General features: G+C 59.0%; 14 protein-coding genes and 1 pseudogene. 9 read left to right on the top strand and 6 right to left on the bottom strand.

Features of this window, described 5'->3' with window-relative positions; genetic code table 11:
• Positions 1-16: 16 nt before the first annotated feature.
• The 5 genes from IB248_RS21465 to kduD all read left to right on the top strand — a co-directional run bounded on the left by IB248_RS21465 (position 17) and on the right by kduD (position 3,777).
• Positions 17-757, top strand: coding sequence for a FadR/GntR family transcriptional regulator (locus IB248_RS21465; RefSeq protein WP_246734597.1), 741 nt, complete (start codon positions 17-19; stop codon positions 755-757).
• A gap of 98 nt (positions 758-855) precedes the next feature.
• Positions 856-1,761 carry a 5-dehydro-4-deoxyglucarate dehydratase gene (kdgD, locus tag IB248_RS21470; RefSeq protein WP_169681758.1) on the top strand — a complete coding sequence of 302 codons (906 nt, stop codon included), beginning with the start codon at positions 856-858 and terminating at the stop codon, positions 1,759-1,761.
• 62 nt (positions 1,762-1,823) lie between these two features.
• The gene (gene kduI, locus IB248_RS21475; protein WP_192241642.1) at positions 1,824-2,666 is read left to right on the top strand and encodes a 5-dehydro-4-deoxy-D-glucuronate isomerase; all 843 of its coding nucleotides are present in this window, start codon (positions 1,824-1,826) and stop codon (positions 2,664-2,666) included.
• 11 nt (positions 2,667-2,677) lie between these two features.
• Positions 2,678-3,016, top strand: a complete 339-nt coding sequence (locus tag IB248_RS21480; RefSeq protein ID WP_018858149.1) for a cupin domain-containing protein — start codon at positions 2,678-2,680, stop codon at positions 3,014-3,016.
• 8 nt (positions 3,017-3,024) lie between these two features.
• Positions 3,025-3,777, top strand: coding sequence for a 2-dehydro-3-deoxy-D-gluconate 5-dehydrogenase KduD (gene kduD / locus IB248_RS21485; protein ID WP_192241643.1), 753 nt, complete (start codon positions 3,025-3,027; stop codon positions 3,775-3,777).
• A gap of 285 nt (positions 3,778-4,062) precedes the next feature.
• Here kduD and IB248_RS21490 read toward each other — a convergent pair whose 3' ends face one another.
• The 6 genes from IB248_RS21490 to IB248_RS21515 all read right to left on the bottom strand — a co-directional run bounded on the left by IB248_RS21490 (position 4,063) and on the right by IB248_RS21515 (position 9,948).
• Positions 4,063-4,407, bottom strand: a complete 345-nt coding sequence (locus IB248_RS21490) for a hypothetical protein (RefSeq protein WP_192241644.1) — start codon at positions 4,405-4,407, stop codon at positions 4,063-4,065.
• Between the two features lie 945 nt (positions 4,408-5,352).
• A complete protein-coding gene (locus IB248_RS21495; RefSeq protein ID WP_192241645.1) occupies positions 5,353-7,125 on the bottom strand; it encodes an adenylate/guanylate cyclase domain-containing protein in 1,773 nt (590 codons plus the stop codon).
• 325 nt (positions 7,126-7,450) lie between these two features.
• Positions 7,451-7,891, bottom strand: coding sequence for a hypothetical protein (locus IB248_RS21500; protein WP_192241646.1), 441 nt, complete (start codon positions 7,889-7,891; stop codon positions 7,451-7,453).
• A gap of 19 nt (positions 7,892-7,910) precedes the next feature.
• Positions 7,911-8,420: a hypothetical protein gene (locus tag IB248_RS21505; protein WP_192241647.1), complete on the bottom strand. Its 510-nt coding sequence runs from the start codon at positions 8,418-8,420 to the stop codon at positions 7,911-7,913.
• 444 nt (positions 8,421-8,864) lie between these two features.
• Positions 8,865-9,317: a cupin domain-containing protein gene (locus tag IB248_RS21510; protein ID WP_192241648.1), complete on the bottom strand. Its 453-nt coding sequence runs from the start codon at positions 9,315-9,317 to the stop codon at positions 8,865-8,867.
• 25 nt (positions 9,318-9,342) lie between these two features.
• Positions 9,343-9,948 carry a helix-turn-helix domain-containing protein gene (locus IB248_RS21515; RefSeq protein WP_192241649.1) on the bottom strand — a complete coding sequence of 202 codons (606 nt, stop codon included), beginning with the start codon at positions 9,946-9,948 and terminating at the stop codon, positions 9,343-9,345.
• Between the two features lie 636 nt (positions 9,949-10,584).
• Between IB248_RS21515 and IB248_RS21520 the strand changes: the two genes are divergently transcribed.
• From IB248_RS21520 to IB248_RS21535, 4 genes and pseudogenes are all read left to right on the top strand, one after another.
• The gene (locus tag IB248_RS21520; RefSeq protein WP_192241650.1) at positions 10,585-11,217 is read left to right on the top strand and encodes a tyrosine-type recombinase/integrase; all 633 of its coding nucleotides are present in this window, start codon (positions 10,585-10,587) and stop codon (positions 11,215-11,217) included.
• 298 nt (positions 11,218-11,515) lie between these two features.
• On the top strand, positions 11,516-12,409 hold the full coding sequence (locus IB248_RS21525) for a LysR family transcriptional regulator (RefSeq protein WP_192241651.1): 894 nt from the start codon (positions 11,516-11,518) through the stop codon (positions 12,407-12,409).
• A gap of 414 nt (positions 12,410-12,823) precedes the next feature.
• Positions 12,824-13,062: pseudogene (locus IB248_RS31855) on the top strand (DUF1330 domain-containing protein).
• 77 nt (positions 13,063-13,139) lie between these two features.
• Entirely contained in the window at positions 13,140-14,204 is a 1,065-nt protein-coding gene (locus tag IB248_RS21535; protein WP_192241652.1) for an alpha/beta hydrolase, read from the top strand.
• The last annotated feature ends 26 nt before the right edge of the window (positions 14,205-14,230 follow it).

Here is a 14,230-nt window from a genome sequence, read left to right on the forward strand (position 1 = left end):
GAGGGCGGGGACAAATATGGGGCGCAATGTGGTTCAGCAGACGGGGCCAGAGCAACGCAAAAGCGGTGAAACGTTAGTGGAAATGGTGGCGCGCCGCCTGCGCGACGCGATTGCGTCAGGGGCCATGAAGCCCGGCGATCGGTTGCCAACGGAAGGTGGTTTGACGCAGGAATACGAGGTCAGCCGAACGGTAATCCGCGAGGCGATCGCTTCACTTCGCGCCGACGGACTGGTCGAAGCGCGCCACGGGGTCGGCGTCTTCGTCCTGACGCCTCCGGCCGGCGCCTATGACGGGTTCAAAAGCGCCGATCCCAATAAGATCTCCTCGTTGCTTGAAATGCTTGAGCTGCGGGCCGCGATCGAAATCGAGGCCGCCGGGCTTGCGGCCATACGGCGTTCGCCGGCCCAGGAAGAGGCCATTCTTGAGGCCTATGACGAGATCGAGCGACTGAAGCAGGATCAAAAGCCGACGGTCGAGGCAGATAGGGCGTTTCACCTGGCGATAGCTGATTCCACCAGCAATCCCCGTTTTCGTGAGTTTTTACAGCTGGTCGGCAAGCAGATCATTCCAAGGGGCGTCTTGGCTGAGGGTGATACCGAGAGATCCTCGCAGGAGTACCTGCAGCAGATTCAATCCGAGCATTTGCGAATTGCCCGGGCGATATCGGACCAGGATGAGGCCGCGGCGCGAGAGGCGATGCGTCTCCACCTGAAGGGAAGCCAACAGCGCTACCGGAATTTCATCAAGCGCGGCTGAGTGAATCAATTATCGTATGATGAGTTATTGACAGTCATCATATCTCTGCTAGTTTCACTGCCATCGACTCTCGTTCTGTCCGGAGGATATCCATGGCACTGGACCCCATTTCTTTGAAGGCTGCTCTTGGAGCTGGCCTTCTTTCTTTCCCCGTCACCCCTTTTAACGACGACGATCGGTTTAATCGGTCTGTCTACGAAGACCATGTCGGCTGGCTTTCCGGTTTCGGCGCGAGTGTATTGTTTGCCGCCGGTGGTACCGGCGAATTCTTCTCGCTAACCCCCGACGAGGTGCCGGAGGTGGTGCGTGCTGCCAAGGCATCAGCGGGCGCAACGCCGATCGTGTCGGGATGCGGATACGGCACAAAGATGGCCGTCCGGATCGCCAGATTGGCCGAAGAGGCGGGGGCCGACGGCATTCTGCTGCTGCCGCAATATCTTATCGATGCCAGCCAGGACGGCCTGTTTGCACATGTGAAGGCGGTCTGTGACGCGGTCGACATCGGCGTTATGGTCTATAATCGCGACAACGCCATCCTGTCGGCCGATACCCTTGCACGGCTCTGCGAGGTTTGCCCCAATCTGGTCGGCTTCAAGGATGGCTCGGGCGAAATCGGGCTGGTACGACAGATCACAGCAACCATCGGCGACCGGCTCACTTATCTCGGCGGCATGCCGACTGCCGAGCTCTTTGCGGATGCATATCTCGGCGCGGGTGTGACGACCTATTCGTCGGCGGTTTTCAACTTTGTACCGGCTCTGGCACAGGAATTCTACACGGCTCTAAGGGCCGGGAAGACCGAAACTACCAATCGCATCCTGCGTGACTTCTTCTTCCCGTTCATGGAGATACGCAACCGCCGCAAGGGCTACGCGGTATCCGCCGTCAAGGCAGGCGTGCGCCTGCAGGGCTTTGATAGCGGTCCAGTACGCGCGCCCCTGACAGACCTTACAGCGGACGAGGTCTCGATGCTCGAGAAGCTGGTAGCTCCGCACCGCAGATGACAAGCGGCACCGTCAGTATGTCGCTGACGAACTGAGAAAACACAGACGGAAGGACGGCTTTGATGAGCCACACTGATTTTACCAACCGCTATGCGATCGATCCGAAGACGGCGGCACGGTTCAGTACGGAAGAGCTGCGCGAGAATTTTCTGCTGCCACCGCTGTTTCTGGCCGGCCGCATCCAGCTTCACTACACCAATTACGACCGCATGATCGTCGGTGGTGCCATGCCGACTTCGGAAGCGCTTGACCTGGAGACGATCAAGCCTGCCGGGACCGACACGCTTCTGGCCCGGCGCGAGCTGATCGCTGTCAATATTGGTGGTGCCGGCATCGTCAGCGTCGATGGCGAAGAGTTTCAGGCCGGTACCCGCGACATGGTCTATGCCGGCATGGGGGCTTCGGTGACATTCCGGTCCGTATCGGCCGAACAACCGGCAAAATTCTATTTGCTCAGCGCCCCCGCGCATGTCCGTCACCCTGCAAAGCATATCGGCATTTCAGATGCCAAGCGCGTCGATCTCGGCTCTCAGGCAACCAGCAACGAGCGTTCGATTTTTCAGTTCATCCACCCGGAAGGCGCCAGGACATGTCAGCTCGTCGTCGGCATGACGACGCTTGCTGAAGGCTCTGTCTGGAACACCATGCCCTGCCACGTCCACGACCGGCGGATGGAGGCCTATCTCTATTTTGATCTGCCGGAAAAGGCCCGCGTCGTGCATCTGATGGGAGAGCCGGACGAAACGCGCCACCTGATCGTCAAGAACGAGGAGGCGATCCTGTCGCCGGGTTGGTCCATCCATTCCGGTGTCGGTACATCAAGCTACACATTCATCTGGGCCATGGCCGGCGACAATGTCGACTACACCGACGTCGACCTTGTCGCCATCGAAGATCTTAGGTGAGGAGGGGGAATATGGCAGCGAGTGATCTTTTCGTGCCGGCCAAGGATGCCGAGTGGACCAGTCCGGAACCGGGCGTGACCCGTCGCATCATGGCCTACCTGCCTGAGATGATGATGGTCGAGGTGGTTTTTGAGAAGGACGCCGTCGGTGCGCTCCATTCCCATCCCCACATCCAGGCAAGCTATGTGGCTGAGGGCAGTTTCGAGGTGACGATCGACGGCAGGACGGAAACCCTGCACCAGGGAGGCAGCTTCATCGTTCCCCCCGATCTGGTACATGGGGTCAAGGCTCTCGAGAAGGGCCGCCTGATCGATACGTTTACGCCACATCGCGCCGAATTTCTGAAGTGAGGCCCGCTATGACCATGTTCGATCTTTCCGGGCAGGTGGCGGTCGTCACCGGTGCGAATACCGGCCTTGGCCAGGCAATCGCCGTGGCGCTGGCGGCGGCCGGCGCCTCGATCGTTGCCGTTGGCCGCTCATCGATGGACGAAACCGAGGCTGCGGTTCGCGAGATCGGTGCTGGCTTTCATGCCATCAAGGCCGATCTTGGATCGATCGAACCGACAAAGGCAATCGTCGACGAAACGGTAGCGACCTTTGGCAAGCTTGACATCCTGGTCAACAATGCCGGCATCATCCGCCGCGCCGACGCCATCGACTTCACGGAGGCCGATTGGGATGCGGTCATGGACATCAACCTGAAGAGCGTCTTCTTTCTGTCGCAGGCTGCCGCCCGGCATATGCTCGAACGAGGCGGCGGCAAGATTATCAACATCGCCTCGCTGTTGTCCTTCCAGGGCGGCATCCGCATTCCCTCCTACACGGCCTCGAAGAGCGGGCTTGCCGGACTGACGCGTCTCTTGGCCTGCGAATGGGCGGGCAAGGGCATCAATGTCAATGCCATTGCTCCGGGCTATTTCGTGACCAACAACACGACCGCGCTTCGCGAGGATCCGGTCCGGAACGCCGGCATCCTTGCCCGCATCCCGGCCGGCCATTGGGGCGATCCCGCGCAACTCGGTGGCGCAGCCGTGTTCCTGGCCTCACAGGCGTCCGACTATGTCCACGGCATCGTCTTGCCTGTCGATGGCGGATGGCTGGCAAGATGACCGCACGACGTTTTTCGCGCAACTCACTGATCGGAGCGCTACGAGCGCGTCGATGGAGGCCAATCGCTATATCAACATGGACGACCTACGAGAGCACAAGAAACTCGCTATGCGCCAAGCCGCATGACCGCCCAATTTGCTGAACTTGACGCACATAATCTTCGTGCCACCTTTTCTCTTTCGCCACCGAATGCACACTCCCTTGCAGGGGAGCGCCTTCGAACCCAAGACCTAGTGATCAACCGTCATTTGTTCCTACCCGCAACCGCCCCAAGCCACCAGAACCTAAATCTGCGGTGTCTCTCGCATGCGCGAAGCCGTCAAGCGATCAATCCAAAGCACCGACAGCGTGGTGACCACCGTGGCGAGCGCTCCAAGGCCAAGCGAGGGTCCTAGTCCATATGGCTTGATGGTCAATCCAATGACCACAAAGCAACTTACAAAGCCGATCCACGACAGAACTGTGCCGCGCAACATCGCGATGGCGACCTCTCGCCCAAATTGGCGATGGGTGAACGTCATGATCACGGTAGTTACTACGGGATATGTTCCGACTATCCCGCTATGCGTCGGTCCAAGTCTTTCGGCAGCGGTTTTGATAGCCAAAGTCAGCGCTGCGGCGGCGGTCATGCGAAACCAGATATCCCACCAAGCCGAACCTGGCCTCCTCGCTCCTAGCCGATGTCTCCGGATCAACGACGCGGCCAGCAGGAGAGCCGTGTAGGCACCAAGACCAGCCCCCACCACTCCGCTTAGCATCGACCTGCTGGTGATGGCTGAAACAACGAAAAAAGTGACCGCAGAGGCGATGATGGAAAAAGACCATCCTGCGTATCGAGATGCGACAGTGTAGATCAGCGCGAAGCCTGCGAGACCAATCAGACCAAGCAAAATTCCGACGCACGCTCTCTCGGCGAAACCCAAGCCCTGGTCAACGGCTAGAAACAGAAAAATCGGCCCGGTGGCAATGGCAACCCGACGACGATGCCGCCAATCTTGGGACCCCAACGTCGTGCAACAATGGTAGCAAAAGCCACGAGCAGCGGTGCCAATGTCAGCTTTAATAGCACGAGCATTCTGTTCTTCTCCACTGCGGCATCCGATGAAGTCGCATCAGCCTAGTATATGTTGTGCTGTACTTCATGGATAATTGCCAAGCCCGGCCACTAGTCCGACCCTCGGCCTGGCCCGCGCGATGCCTACCATCTGGAGTTCGCGGTGGATCGCCGTCTCGAACTCCGCAATGAGCGCACGGTGCCATCACCAGCTTGCCGGTCCCACCCGTGGTATCAATGGCCCATCGCCCAACAGCGTGTCGCCAGCCTGCCGGCCGCGGCAGCGCCGACACAAAGCCGTCGCGCCCTCTTCAGCGAATTGGGGCGGCCGTAGATGTTTTGACGGGGGTCGCAAATATTGGGGCTCGACGGCAGCTACGCCCGCCAGAGAGGCTTTGCAGACTCCTCGAAGCAGACCTTGCTAGCGATTACGCTGGAGGTGGTGGTTAAGCCGGCATCGGCTATTGCTCATCTTCTGTGGAAGTGGCGAACAGGTTCAAGATCGGACATTTATCACCCATCATTGTACGACACCGGCCTTGCGTAGCCCTTCCATGACGAGCTCGAAATCGGCGGGGTTCTTGAAGGGCAAGACTTTGCGGCGGTATTCTAGGGAGTAGTCGGGATTGACGCGCAGCACCTCTTGCCACGTCGCCCGAGCCTCTTCGAAACGGCCGAGGTGTCCGTAACAGGCGGCCAGAAGCGCGCGCGAGACGTCGGTGACGGGATTGCGACTCACGCGCTGCACCAACAATTTAACGGCCTCTTCGTACCTTCGCAGTTGAAACCATGCCCAGGCCTGAAAGTGGAGAACGACATCCGGAAAGTACGGGTTCAAGATCCTGGCCCGATCGAAACAGGCGAGTGCCTCCTCGGATCTGCCTGAATAGAGAAGTGCCTCCCCGAGGCTGACCTGCCCTTCGGCGAAGTTCGGATTGAGACTTATTGCACGCTCGGCCTCGCTGATAGCTCTATCGTGCTGTCGTGAGTAAAGCCTGACCACACTCAGTGCCCAGTGGGCCACGGGATCGCTATCATCCCGTGCCACCGCCAGCGTCGCAGCCTCTTCGGCCTGCTGAATCGAGCGCTGCGGCGACGCGCTCCACCGGTTCAAATAGTCGAGCCCGTGGGTCAGGGCGAGAAAGGCGTGCGCCGAGGCGAAGTTCGGGTCCAGTTCGACGGCATGTTGCAAAAGGTCGCGGGCGTCGCTGTTCGTTTGCTTCGTCAGGCGATGCCACAGCTCCCGGCCGCGCAGGAAGCAGTCGTACGCCTCGGGATGCCCGGTCTGCCCCGGCACCAGCCTTTTCCGATCGCCCTCTGTCAGGTTGACCGCCAGTGCGTCGACGATCTGCTGCGTTACATCGTCCTGAACAGCGAATATGTCGGTCAGGTCGCGATCGAACCGCTCCGCCCATAGATGCCCGCCGGTGGTCGCGTCGATAAGCTGCGCCGTAATGCGTGCCCTGTTCCCCGATTTGCGTACGCTGCCCTCAAGGACATACCGCACGCCGAGATTCGTGCCCACCTCCTGCACATGGACGTTCTTGCCCTTGAAGGTAAACGACGAATGGCGGGCGATGACGAAGAGCTGCCTCAACTTCGATAGCGCCGTGATAATGTCTTCCGAGATGCCGTCGGCGAAGTAGTCCTGTTCAGCGTCACCACTCATGTTGGCGAAGGGCAGGACGGCGATCGACAGCTTCGGCGACGTTGCCGTCGCAGGTTGACTCGTCGCGGTTTCCGAGGCCGCGGCTGCCTTGGTCCCGGCGCTGCCGACTTGCAGCGAATAGACCCGGATTGGTTCGGCGATGTTCTTGAGTTGCGTGTTGCCGAGATCGCTGACCGAGAGGTCGAGCCTCGCCTTGACTTGGCGATAGGCATCCTCGGATAGGCAGATAGCGCCCGCCGCAGCGACGCTCTCCAATCGCGAGGCGATATTGACGCCGTCGCCCATCAGATCGCCGTCGCTTTCCTCGACGACATCGCCCAAATGGATACCGATCCGGAACTCGATGCGACGGTCCTGCGGCACGCCTTCGTTGCGTTCAACCATACCGTTCTGCACCTCAATGGCGCAACGCACGGCGTCCACCACGCTGCGGAACTCGACCAGCGCACCATCGCCAGTTCGCTTCACCACCCTGCCATGGTGAACTGCGATCGTCGGATCGATGAGATCGCTGCGCAGTGCCCGCAGCCTCGCCAGGATGCGTTCCTCGTCGGCGCCGGCAAGCCGACTGTACCCAACCACGTCCGCAGCCAGGATTGCAGCCAGCTTTCGGCTCTCGCTCATGGCGCCGTCTCCTCACTTTCAGGATAGCAGGGAGACAGGGGGCAAGAAAGAACTTTCAGCCGCTGCTCAGAGCGCTCTCGGTTGCGATCGAGCTGGACGCAGCCGACGTTGTAGCCCTACGCAATGACTGCTCTTCAGGCTCCGGGGCGATCCGCTGTCGTCAGGTCACGACGATGTCCGAGCCGCTCGAATATATGCTCTTTGACGATCTGCAGCCTGTGCTAGTCCTCTTAAGTCCGCAATGTTTCCTGATGATCGTTTCGGCATTCTTACTCAACGCCGAAACGGCAGCTTCGCGCCAATTGCAGAAATTGGACCATGCGCCCTACTTCAATTTGTCTTCACGTTTGCCGAAGGACCTTTGATCAGATCGCGTAGTTGCTCCTGTGGAGTCCGTAGTCGACGCGGGTTGCGGAGGATCGGAAGGCTGGATGCGCCTTCGGCCACCAACAAGCCAGAAAAGATATCCGAACGCATAAACAAGGATTACGGCGCCGAACACTGGCAGAAGAAACACACCTGCCACCGAAAGAAAAAAGACGACCGCCAAGAGCGTTCCTACCACGGGGCCATGATCGGCACCTTCGCCCGGTATTATAGGATTGACGGCCAAAAAGATGACCGGAGCGCCAAGGATAAACGACGCCCATATCGACTTCTCAAGATACCAGGTTCTGAGCGTCCCCCGCTCGATGTTGTCTTTGGCAACGAAGCCAAGGAATACGGGAACTAAAAGCAAGCACAGAATACCGATGACTGACTTCATATCACCATGGTCCTTGAACTCATTTCTTTCGTCCAAAAGGCCGCTTCGGAGACGCGCCCCCACGGTTCAGAACATCGGCGCCATTGTCACTAGATTTCGCGATTCGTTGACTACGGTGAAGCCAGAGCCGGCGCCCGCTAAGTCTTCCTAATGCAAAGGCGGCAAAAGCGGGTGCAAGCAACCAGCTCAACAGGATTGTCGGCATTACCACAGCCGTGATGGCCACGGCGACCAGTATCATTGCGAGTTCAAGCCAACCATTGCTTGGAATTCCTGATGCGTCGACATGCGGAAGAAATGGGCGCAGCGTGTAGGGACCATCGATAAAGAGAACTCGATATGTTTGGAGCATTCCGAAAAGCGCGGCATAAAATGCTGCTTTGCGGATAGGTCGTCTTCTGTAGTCCCCCAGACTGCTCTCATGATGGGCTTTGTCGGCTGCGATCAGAAAGATCACGACTGCCCCGATGCATAACGCAATGTACCATTCAAGCTGAGTATCGTTTCTTGGCAAATTCAAGGCCCTCAAGGTTTAACGCCTCAGTTGTGGGTGATTGGTGCCAGCCTCGGCATACCTTGAACGCCCCGCTCACACTTGAGGGCCACGGTAGAAGATGCGCATTTAAGTAGTTTTAATGTAGCTGTTTCAATTTAGTGGAACGCGGGGAGTTTATTGCCCGACTAATTGCAGGTGGCGCACTGAGGCAGGGCGGGTTGCCAATGGCGGCTTAGGGCCAACAGCGGAAATGATTTCCGCTTTGCGCACCCTTATCGGACGCTGCACCTGGCGCTTCTATATCCCAAAGGCAGATATGCCGCTGAGTTGCAGGTTTGGGCTTACAGAAGCCTTGGCGCTATTGACAAAAGTCAGCCCATTGGACGGGCGCTCTTTCGGCCGAAAGAGCGCCCGTCAGATTTGCCGGCTCCTGTCCTTGCTGACAGTCAGGTATGGGGCGATCGTGTCAGGCGGCGGTCAGGATGCCATATGAAGGGCTTCGATGCCGTGGCGTTGCATGGCGGCGCCGATGCGGGCGAAGTCCGGTGCGGCCTGGGGTTCAGCGGTGCCAATCTCGCGGAAGAACGCCGTCATCGATGGCTCGATCAGCACCAGCATGCGCGCCGGGCTGCCGCTTTCGTTCACATAGTTATGCGGTGCGTGTCCATCGACACGCACCGATGTCCCGGCCGCGGCTGTAATCACGACCGGTGGTTTGTCGGCCGCGAAGTGGCGGATCGTGATCACCCCGTCGATCACATAGAACAGCTCCGGCGAGGCGTGGCTGTGCGGCGGCGTCCCGGAACCCGGTGGAATCTCCACCTCGATCAGTTCGAGCTGTTCGCCGGCAATGCCGCCCAGAAAGCGGACGCGATCGGCAACGACCCAGCGGGCTTCGCCGTCCTCATTCGTTGTCACATGGATGCTCATTTCGTTGTCTCCTTGGTTTTCGAAGTCATGTCCGCGGTAACGAACCCGAGGCGACCGCGGACAGGATCGTATCGAGCGCCCAAGAGGCGGCTTCACCAGCTTGGGCGCCGGTGAGACCGCCGTAATCCTTGAGGACCTCCCAGGCGGAGGCCGAGTAGAGAAGATGCGCCAGCGCCTCGACCCTTTGGGCCTCGTTGGGCGGCAGGGTGGCGAGAACGGGAGCAAGCGCCCGGCCGAAGCGCAGACGGCGAGCGGGAACCATGCCCGAGCGCATCGAACGCCCCGTGGGCGAGTGCAGCGAAGCGCGCATCGCTGCCTCGTGAGCATCGAAGCGCGGAAAGGTGTGCTGCGGCCCTGCCACGATGTCCGCGACGCTGTCAGGCACGATGGACACGCCGAGCAATTCGTTCAGCCAGGGCCAGAAGGCCATTAGCAAATCGTCCTTGGTTGGAAAATGACGGAATACTGTGCGCCGTTGGATGCCAGCCTCGGTGGCCATGGCGTCCATACTGATCTCGTCCGGGCCGGCGTCGGCGCACATCAGCCGGTAAAGCGCACGCAGGATTGCCTCGCGCGTCTCGCGGGCTTTCTCCTCGCGGAGCGGACTGTTGTAGCTGCGGGTCTCTGCCATCGCGGTCTCCAGTGAATTAATGACACTATGTGTGTCATTAATTTTCAGAGAAGTCAATTCATGCCATTAGCAGTGACACTAAATAGGGCTGAATAGAAATGCCCGGTGCTCGATGTGTTCGACCATGGGCAGGGGCCGAGCGCCGGATTGTGCTCTGGCGCGCAGCTTTCGAACGCCAGGAGGCTTGGAATTTCGCGGCAACCGGTGAACAGAAGACGCGTTCCACCGTTGCCCGGAGCGCGTTTGGTTGTGGTGGGACAGGATGGATCGTTGAGGGCGAGCAGCAGATGTCCCTGACGATTTGGAGTACGATTTCCGGAAGGAGTTGCGTGCGTTGGATATGCGATGGCACACTTCGTCAACGTCGGCCCGATCCAACTTCCACCGATTGATCTCCGGGCAGCCGGTGTTCGCTCATGCGGCCGGCCGCTCGCCAAGCGATGAGGACTGGCTGACCGGTCCCCAACGTCCACCTTCCAGCAGCAGCGAGCGAGATGTATCTCCGGCGGCGATTTCACTTTAGCGAAGGGCAGCTTTCTGCGGGATACGTCCGGAAGCGGCCAGTCTCCTCCCGGCCCGTGAATCCTTCAACCCGCACGTTTTCCTATGGGCCATGGAGGCCAAAGGAGAACTCAGATGGGTATTGCACAATATGATCCTGCTGCAGTGGGTCGACCGGCATGGAACGCTGGCCGAGAGGTCGGCGTCAAGAAGCCCTTGAAACAGCGCCAGATCTGGGCGATCCGCTTCTTGTTAGACCGGGAGGGACGTATGAGAGATCGCGCGCTGTTTGATCTCGCTATAGACAGTAAGCTCCGGGGCTGCGATCTAGTTAAGATTAAAATCGGGACTCTCGTCACAGGTCAAGAAATTCGAACCCGCGCCATGGTCGTCCAGCAAAAGACCGGTCGTCCCGTGCAGTTCGAGATCACGACCGAAGTGAGGGCAAGCCTGCTTGCTTGGCTTGAACGCAGAGGCGGGACAATTGACGACTACGCCTTTCCTAGTCGTGTCGATCATGCCAATCATCTTAGCACTCGTCAGTATGCCCGGTTGGTTGATGAGTGGGTGACTGCCATCGGACTAAGACGCGAAGACTACGGCACTCACTCGCTTCGACGCACGAAGGCCGCGATGATCTACAAAGCGACCGGCAATCTTCGTGCAATCCAGATATTGCTCGGACATACCAAGATTGAGAACACGGTCAGGTACCTGGGCGTTGACATCGAGGATGCGCTGGAACTGGCGGAGCATGTAGAAATTTGACAGAGTGCGGCCCTGCACCCAGCGGGGCCGGACCTCACAGAACAACGTTCCCTGTTTATATATCGACCTGCCAGCTACGCGCCCCATGCCGGTCGTCCACACCACCCGCTTTAATTCCTAGAAGCAGTCAGTCGACAGTTCAAGTGGCCGCGGCCGCTGCCGCCAAGGAGACAGTCTGGACCGCGCCAAAAGGACGTCCCGATTTCGTCTCCCTGGCCCCTCCGTTTGCCATCGCAGAGTTTGCTACTTTACTCTGCTGCCTCTATAATCCGCATGAAGTTAGAAATTGGATTGATAAATGAGAAAAGGCGACTTCAGCGACCTGGCCGTATTTATTGCAGTCGCAGAAGAAGGGAGTTTTACCCGAGCCGCCGCCAAGCTGGGGTTGTCCCAGTCCGCATTGAGCTATGCCGTCCGCATGCTGGAGGAACGCCTCAAAGTACGGCTGCTGTCGCGAACGACCCGAAGTCTTTCGCTGACCGATGCCGGAGAAAAGTTGCTCAATGGCCTCAGGCCTGCCTTTGACCACATCGACAGCGAACTCGCGGCGCTCACGGCGCTTCACGACAAGCCGGCTGGATCGATCCGCATCACCACATTCCGGCATGCGGCGAAAACCGTGCTCTGGCCCGTCCTGTCGAAGCTTCTTCCGGACTATCCCGACATCTCCGTCGAAATCAGTCTTGAGGAAGGACTGACCGATATCGTTACGGGCCGCTTCGATGCGGGCATTCGCTTGGGTGAGCAAGTCCAGAAAGACATGGTGGCAGTCAAGGTCAGCCCGGACTTGCGCATGGCCGTCGTCGGCTCGCCGTCCTACTTCGCCAAGCACAAGGCACCGGAAACGCCCCGCGACCTTGGCGACCATCGTTGCGCCAGTTATCGCCAGACCACGGGTGGCGGCCTCTTTGCATGGGAGTTCGAGCGCGACGGCGTCGAGCTTGAGGTCCGGGTCAACGGGCCGCTCATTCTCAACGACGGCGAAATGCTGGAAGCGGCCGCCCTTGATGGGCTGGCGTTGGCCTACACGTTCGAAAGCCAGGTTGCCCACCACATTGCAGAAGGACGACTGGTGCGCGTGCTGGAGGACTGGTGCCAGCCCTTCTCCGGCTATCACCTCTACTATCCGAGCAGACGCCAGCACACCCCGGCCTTTGCACTCCTGCTCGAAGCGCTCCGTTACAAAAGATAGCAGCGCCAGACCAGTGCGCTGGCCCTCTCAGCGCCATTCGTTCTCCCCGTGGGGCGCACCTCGATTGACGAGAAGGATTTATCTCTGAGGTTTCTGACTTCATGCAGATTATGCCGTCTAATCGCTCAAATCGATCCTCGTTATAGTCCTTTTCATGAAAGCCGGACGGAAACGCCGCCGGGTTTCTCATCACACCGTCTGTTTCCTCGAGCGACACGATCCGCCGGATCGGGCCGACGGAGACACGTGGCCGATCGATAGAAAAGGATATCTACCATGAAGACACTCGTACTCGGCACCGCCATCGCTATGGCCGGGGCTTTCGGCTCGACTGGTCATGCACAGGATGCGCAGGCACCCGGTTACATGATCGCCAACTACACGATCAAGGATCAGGCGGCCTACCAGAAATATATGGAAGAAGCGGGCCCGCTGGCTCCGAAATTCGGCGGAAAGATCATCGTCTTCAACCTGAATGCGATCGCGGTTGAAGGCAAGCCGCAGTCCGTCATGGCAATCGCCGAGTTCCGAGCGTTGCGGACGCCCAACGGTTCTACGACTCGCCGGAATACACCGCCGCAAGGAAGTTTCGCGTCGCTTCGACCGAAGGTTCGGTGGTGATCACCGAAGGCTTTGTTCCTCCCAAGCAGTGACGAGCAACGAGGCGGATCACGACCCGTGCGCCGCCTCAAGTTTCAAACATCGACCTCTCATCGAGAAGGAGCCTGAAATGGGCAACCCAAGTGACACCACGCTTCAACAGGACGGTGCAGCGTCGAACAGCCGGCGGCAGCTTTTGAAAGCTGGCGCGGCACTCGCCACCCTTCCCATCATGGCCGCCGCCACCGCCAGCGCGCAGGCTGCAGACGTAAAAGCGAAAACCACAATGGCCGACACGAAATCCGAAGAATTCATCAATGGCATGGCCGACCTGATGGCCCACTCGACTCGCACCCCCATTCTGCGCTGGCCGAATGAATACGGCATGGAGTTCGAGGAAATCTTCTTCCCCGCGATGGATGGCGTGACAATCGAAGGCTGGTTCATTCCCGCCGATTCCGATCGACTGGTCATCTGCAACCATCCCATGCCCTGCAATCGCTATGGATACCCGGGTCATCTCGAGCCGTGGACCAATTTCGGCGGCTTCGAGGTGAACTTCCTGCCGGAATACAAGGTCCTGCACGATGCGGGCTACAACATCATCGCCTACGACATGCGCAACCACGGCCGCAGCGGCACGGGCAGCGGCGGCGTCAACGGTCACGGTGTGCTGGAATATCGCGATGTCGTCGGCTCGATCCGCTACGCCAAATCCAGACCCGACACCAAGGACATGAAAACGGTTCTCTACAGCCGCTGCCTCGGAGCCAATGCGACCATCGTCGGGATGCAGAAGCACCCAGCGGAGTTCGAACACATCAAGGCGTTGATCGCGCTGCAGCCTGTCTCGCCCAGCGTCTTCGTCCAGACAGCGGTGGAAAACCAGAAGATCGAGAATGGCCTCGAACGCTTCGACGTCGCGTTCCACAAGCGGACCGGCTTTCACCTCGCCGATGTCTGGCCGATGGAGTATGCCAGGGCCGTTACTGTCCCGACTCTAGTCGCCCAGGTTCGTGACGACTTCCTGACCAAGCCGTCCAATGTCCTGGAAATCTACGACACCATTTCGACGAAGGACAAGAAGCTGTTCTGGATCGAAGGAACGGATCAGCGCTTCCAGGGATACAATTACTTCGGCCAGAACCCACGACTCGTTCTCGATTGGTTTGGCACTCACATTAGAGCTGCTTAACGGTCTGATTGATCCTCCAAGCCTCC

This window comes from Rhizobium sp. RHZ01 (assembly GCF_014851595.1).
Taxonomy (GTDB): Bacteria; Pseudomonadota; Alphaproteobacteria; order Rhizobiales; family Rhizobiaceae; genus Rhizobium; species Rhizobium altiplani.

What these genes read in the sequence shown, in the direction of transcription:
- IB248_RS21490 (WP_192241644.1), bottom strand. Translation starts at nt 4,407, where the DNA reads ATGACCGCCGCCGCAGCGCTGACTTTGGCTATCAAAACCGCTGCCGAA.
- kduD (WP_192241643.1), top strand. Translation starts at nt 3,025, where the DNA reads ATGACCATGTTCGATCTTTCCGGGCAGGTGGCGGTCGTCACCGGTGCG.
- IB248_RS21480 (WP_018858149.1), top strand. Translation starts at nt 2,678, where the DNA reads ATGGCAGCGAGTGATCTTTTCGTGCCGGCCAAGGATGCCGAGTGGACC.
- IB248_RS21495 (WP_192241645.1), bottom strand. Translation starts at nt 7,125, where the DNA reads ATGAGCGAGAGCCGAAAGCTGGCTGCAATCCTGGCTGCGGACGTGGTT.
- IB248_RS21520 (WP_192241650.1), top strand. Translation starts at nt 10,585, where the DNA reads ATGGGTATTGCACAATATGATCCTGCTGCAGTGGGTCGACCGGCATGG.
- IB248_RS21525 (WP_192241651.1), top strand. Translation starts at nt 11,516, where the DNA reads ATGAGAAAAGGCGACTTCAGCGACCTGGCCGTATTTATTGCAGTCGCA.
- kduI (WP_192241642.1), top strand. Translation starts at nt 1,824, where the DNA reads ATGAGCCACACTGATTTTACCAACCGCTATGCGATCGATCCGAAGACG.
- IB248_RS21465 (WP_246734597.1), top strand. Translation starts at nt 17, where the DNA reads ATGGGGCGCAATGTGGTTCAGCAGACGGGGCCAGAGCAACGCAAAAGC.
- IB248_RS21515 (WP_192241649.1), bottom strand. Translation starts at nt 9,948, where the DNA reads ATGGCAGAGACCCGCAGCTACAACAGTCCGCTCCGCGAGGAGAAAGCC.
- IB248_RS21500 (WP_192241646.1), bottom strand. Translation starts at nt 7,891, where the DNA reads ATGAAGTCAGTCATCGGTATTCTGTGCTTGCTTTTAGTTCCCGTATTC.
- IB248_RS21535 (WP_192241652.1), top strand. Translation starts at nt 13,140, where the DNA reads ATGGGCAACCCAAGTGACACCACGCTTCAACAGGACGGTGCAGCGTCG.
- IB248_RS21510 (WP_192241648.1), bottom strand. Translation starts at nt 9,317, where the DNA reads ATGAGCATCCATGTGACAACGAATGAGGACGGCGAAGCCCGCTGGGTC.